The sequence below is a fragment of the Pseudomonas sp. P7548 genome, assembly GCF_013386585.1.
Classification (GTDB): Bacteria; Pseudomonadota; Gammaproteobacteria; order Pseudomonadales; family Pseudomonadaceae; genus Aquipseudomonas.
Map to the genome: position 1 here is coordinate 1 of NZ_JACARO010000107.1, position 3,895 is coordinate 3,895.

The following is a 3,895-nucleotide window of genomic DNA, read 5'->3' on the forward strand; positions in this document are numbered from 1 at the left end:
AGCGCAATGCCGCCAGCGCCGCCACCACCAACACCAGCGCAATCACCTTCAAGCCGTTCATCGCGTTACCGGTGCTCATTTCAATCGCGCCCATCACCGACGGCCCGACAAACCCGCCCAACAGCCCGCACGCGTTGACGAACCCCAGGCCGCCCGCCAACGCGACGCCCTTGAGGCGTGACGCCGGGTACAGGAACACGATCGACTGCACCACAAAGAACATCACCGCCGACAGGCAAAAGCCCAGCAAACTGAACACCGGCCCCGACACCGACGCAATGCCCAGCCCCAGCGCCATGGTCAGCAGCCCGGTCACCAGCAGCCGCCGGCAACGCCCGGGCGTCGTGGCAAAACGCGGAATCAGCACGGCGCCCAGTGCCGCCGCCATCCACGGCAGCGACGTCAGCAGGCCGACGCTCATGGTGCTCAGCTCCCCGTATTTGCTGATGATGCTCGGCAGGAAAAAGATCACGGTGTAGATGGTGATCTGATGGCAAAAATACACAAAGATCGCCAACAGGATTTGTGGGGTCAGCCAGTTTTTCAACGAGTGCCCACCCTCGCCCGCGCCCTCTTCGGTTTCCTGGGCGATACGCTGCTCGATGCCCCGCGCTTCTTCGGCCGACAGCCACGACGCCTTGCTCGGGCGATCCGGCAACTTGCACCACACCACCCAGGCAAACGCCACGGCCGGCAAGCCTTCGAGCAGGAACATCCACTGCCAGCCATGCCAACCGAGCAGGCCGTCCATGCGCATCAAGGCCGCGCCCACCGGGCCGCCGATGATGTTGGCAAAGCACACGCCCAACAGAAAATAACCGGTGGCCCGCGCCCGTTGTTCACGGTTGAACCAGTACGTCAGATAGAGCATGACGCCCGGAAACAACCCGGCCTCGGCGATGCCCAGCAACAGGCGCAGCACGTAGAACGAGGTCTCGCCCTGCACAAAGGCCATGGCCGCCGAGATCAGGCCCCAGGTCACCATGATGCGGGCGATCCAGAACCGCGCGCCGACCTTGTGCATGATCAGGTTGCTGGGGATTTCCGACAGCGCATAGGTGAGGAAAAACAACCCGGCGCCCAGCCCGTAGGCCGCGGCGGAAATGCCCAGGTCGACGTCCAGGTGATGCTTGGCCAGGGCGATGTTGGTGCGGTCCAGGAAACTCAGAATGTAGGCGATGATCAGCAAGGGCATCAGCTTGGCGAACATCAGTTTATTCAGCGCCTGCGGTTCGCGGGCCCGGGTGACGGTTGTCATCGGCAGTTCCTCTTGGCGCCCCGCCAGCCGAGCTGGGGGGCGCATCAGTGTTGTTCTAGGGTTGGAGTTGCACAGCCATGGCCTGGGGGCGATGGGAAAACAGTTGCAGCAGCGCGCCGCCGAGGGCGCAGCCGGCCATCACGAAGAAGCACACGGTGTAGCCGTGCAGCGTGGTCCAGCCGCCGCCCATGGCAATCAGGCTGCCCATCAGCACCGGCGCCAGGCCGCCGCCGATGAACATCGCGGTGGTGATGATGCCGTTGGCGGTGGAGGTCGCCGACGGCTCGGCCGAGTCACAGGCCACCGCGTAGTAGATCGGCCACACCGCATTGGCCACCAGGCCGAACAGCAGTTGCACGACGATGATCAGCGTCAGGGTGTTGGCGAAGTAGAACGCGCCGACACTCGCCGCCATCCACAGCCCGCAGATGATCAGGGTGGTGCGTCGGCCGATGATGTCCGACAGCGACGGCCACACCAGTTGCCCGAGGATGCCGGTGAGGGTGAACACCACGCTCATCCCCGCCGACTCCGCGAGGGACAACCCGGCGATGTTGTAGAGATAGGCCGGCAGCACGATGTTGACGCCCATGTACACCACTTGGGTGAGCATCGTATTGCCGGCCGTGAGGGCGATATTCCGGTTGCGCAAGGTGGCGACAAAGGTGCGCCAAGCCTCGCCTTTTACCGCGCTGGGCGGTGCGTTGTCGGGCGGGGTCATGCCTTTGGCGGCAATGTCGACATACAGTGCGGTGATGCGCTCGGCTGTGGAGTAGCGCGCCCAGAAGATCATCAGCGGCAGCGCCACCACAAAGGCGAAGAAGAACACGTAGCGCCAGTTGTCTTCGCCGAACACGGTGATGACAAAGCTGGCGACGATGCCGCTGAGCATCGCCCCGATCGGATAACCGGTGTGGTGCGCGCCCAAGGCAAAGCCGCGACGCTCCACCGGCCACCACTCGGCGGTGTTGCTCACGCCCACCGGCTCGCCCCAGCCCGCGCCGAGGTTGACGCCGACGCGCAGGGCAATAAAGGTGGCCAGGTTGCCGCTCAGTGCCTTGAAGCCCGACAGGAACGAGATCGCGGTGTAACCCAGCACCAGCGGCACCTGGAAGCGCGCGCGTTTCCAGCCGCCACCGTAACGGTCGCTCCACATGGAGCCGGGGATATCCAGCAGCGCCAGGGCCAGCATGACCACCGTGGCCACGGTGCCCCACTGGTCGGCGGACAGATCGAAATGCTTGGAGATGGTCGGCCCCAGGCGCAACACGATCTCACGGTCATAGGCGTTGAGGATCCAGATCATCCAACAGACCAGCAGCGACACCCAGGAATGCCGGTGAATGCTGCGCAGCGACGCTTTTTTGATAGTTGCCATGGGCCTCTCCAGGCGCGCAAGGGCGCGCACTGACACAAGGTTGCGAAGGAATTTGCCTTGTCACACACACGCGCTAGCTGGCGAAACGTCGCTCGGCTATTCCTTGCACGCCCAACCCGGTAATGGCGAACAGCGCGCCGCGCTGCTGGCCGTCTGCCGGGAAACGCGGCAGCGGCGGCTTGGCCATCGAGGTCACAAACAGGGTGTCCAGGTTCGGCCCGCCGAAGGTCAGGCTGGTGACCTTTTTCACCGGCATCTGGATGATGCGGTCGACGTGGCCGTCGGGGGTGTAGCGCACCAGTTTTCCGGCGTAGACCAGCGCCTGCCACAGGCACCCTTCGGCGTCGACGGTGCAGCCGTCGGCGGCGCCACCTCCGGAGGTGTCGACCTTGGCAAAGGTGCGGCGGTTGCTCACGCCTCCTGTGGCGAGGTCGTAGTCATAGGCCCAGATCTCGCCGGACCAGGTGTCACAGAAGTAGAAGGTTTCGCCCGACGGGCTCCAGCACGGGCCGTTGGACACGATGATGCCTTCGTCCAGGGTGTGCAGGCTCAGGTCGGCGTCCAGCCGGTAGAGCTTGGCGCTGGCGCTGTCTTCAAGGGTGTCCATGGAGCCGAAGACAAAGCGGCCCTGGCGGTCGACCTTGCCATCGTTGAGGCGGTTGTTCGGCAGGTGCGGTTCCGGGTCGATGACAAGGTTGAGTTCACCGCTCTTGAGGTCGAGGGTGTGCACGCCGTTTTGCAGGGCGACAATCGCCGAGTCGCCGTTGTGGCGCAGGGCCATGGAGCCGATTTTCTGGCCCACGTCCCAGGCGCGCAGTTCACGACCGTCATCAGTACAGCGCAGGACCCGGCCGTCAGCGCTGTCGATCCAGTACAGCCGTTGTTGTTCGACGTCCCACACCGGGCCTTCGCCTAGGGTGGTCTTGATGTCAACGAGCACTTCGATACGCATGGTGATCCCCTTATTGTTGTTGTGCGGGATGCAGGCCGTGCTCCACCACGGCCTCGTTGTTTGCAGCGTCAGGCTTAGAAATTGACCTGGTCACGCCCCTTGAGCCCGAGGATTTCCCGCGCTTCATCCGGCGTGGCCACGCGATGGCCGAGGGCTTCGATCACCGTGCGGATGCGCCGTACCTGGTCGGCGTTGGAGGCCGCCAATTTGCCCGGGCCGTCCCACAGCGAATCCTCCAGACCGACCCGCGCGTTACTGCCCATGGACAGGCCCATGGTCGCCAGCGGAATTTGCCCCCGCCCGGCAC

Annotated in this window: 4 protein-coding genes; all 4 read right to left on the reverse strand. The window is 64.3% G+C overall.

The genetic code is table 11. From position 1 onward, the window contains the following. The coding region (locus tag HX803_RS30080) for an MFS transporter (RefSeq protein WP_178925740.1) at window positions 1–1,258 on the reverse strand (1,258 nt) is incomplete at its 3' end. A gap of 55 nt (window positions 1,259–1,313) precedes the next feature. Next, entirely contained in the window at window positions 1,314–2,636 is a 1,323-nt protein-coding gene (locus HX803_RS30085; RefSeq protein ID WP_178925741.1) for an MFS transporter, read from the reverse strand. Window positions 2,637–2,709: 73 nt separating this feature from the next. After that, entirely contained in the window at window positions 2,710–3,588 is an 879-nt protein-coding gene (locus HX803_RS30090) for an SMP-30/gluconolactonase/LRE family protein (protein WP_178925742.1), read from the reverse strand. Window positions 3,589–3,662: 74 nt separating this feature from the next. Further along, window positions 3,663–3,895, reverse strand: a 233-nt coding sequence (locus HX803_RS30095) for a 3-keto-5-aminohexanoate cleavage protein (RefSeq protein ID WP_178925743.1), incomplete at its 5' end; no start/stop codon positions are given.

Bases quoted from the DNA above. Each gene is read 5' to 3' on its own strand.
- HX803_RS30090 (WP_178925742.1), bottom strand. From the start codon at position 3,588: ATGCGTATCGAAGTGCTCGTTGACATCAAGACCACCCTAGGCGAAGGC.
- HX803_RS30085 (WP_178925741.1), bottom strand. From the start codon at position 2,636: ATGGCAACTATCAAAAAAGCGTCGCTGCGCAGCATTCACCGGCATTCC.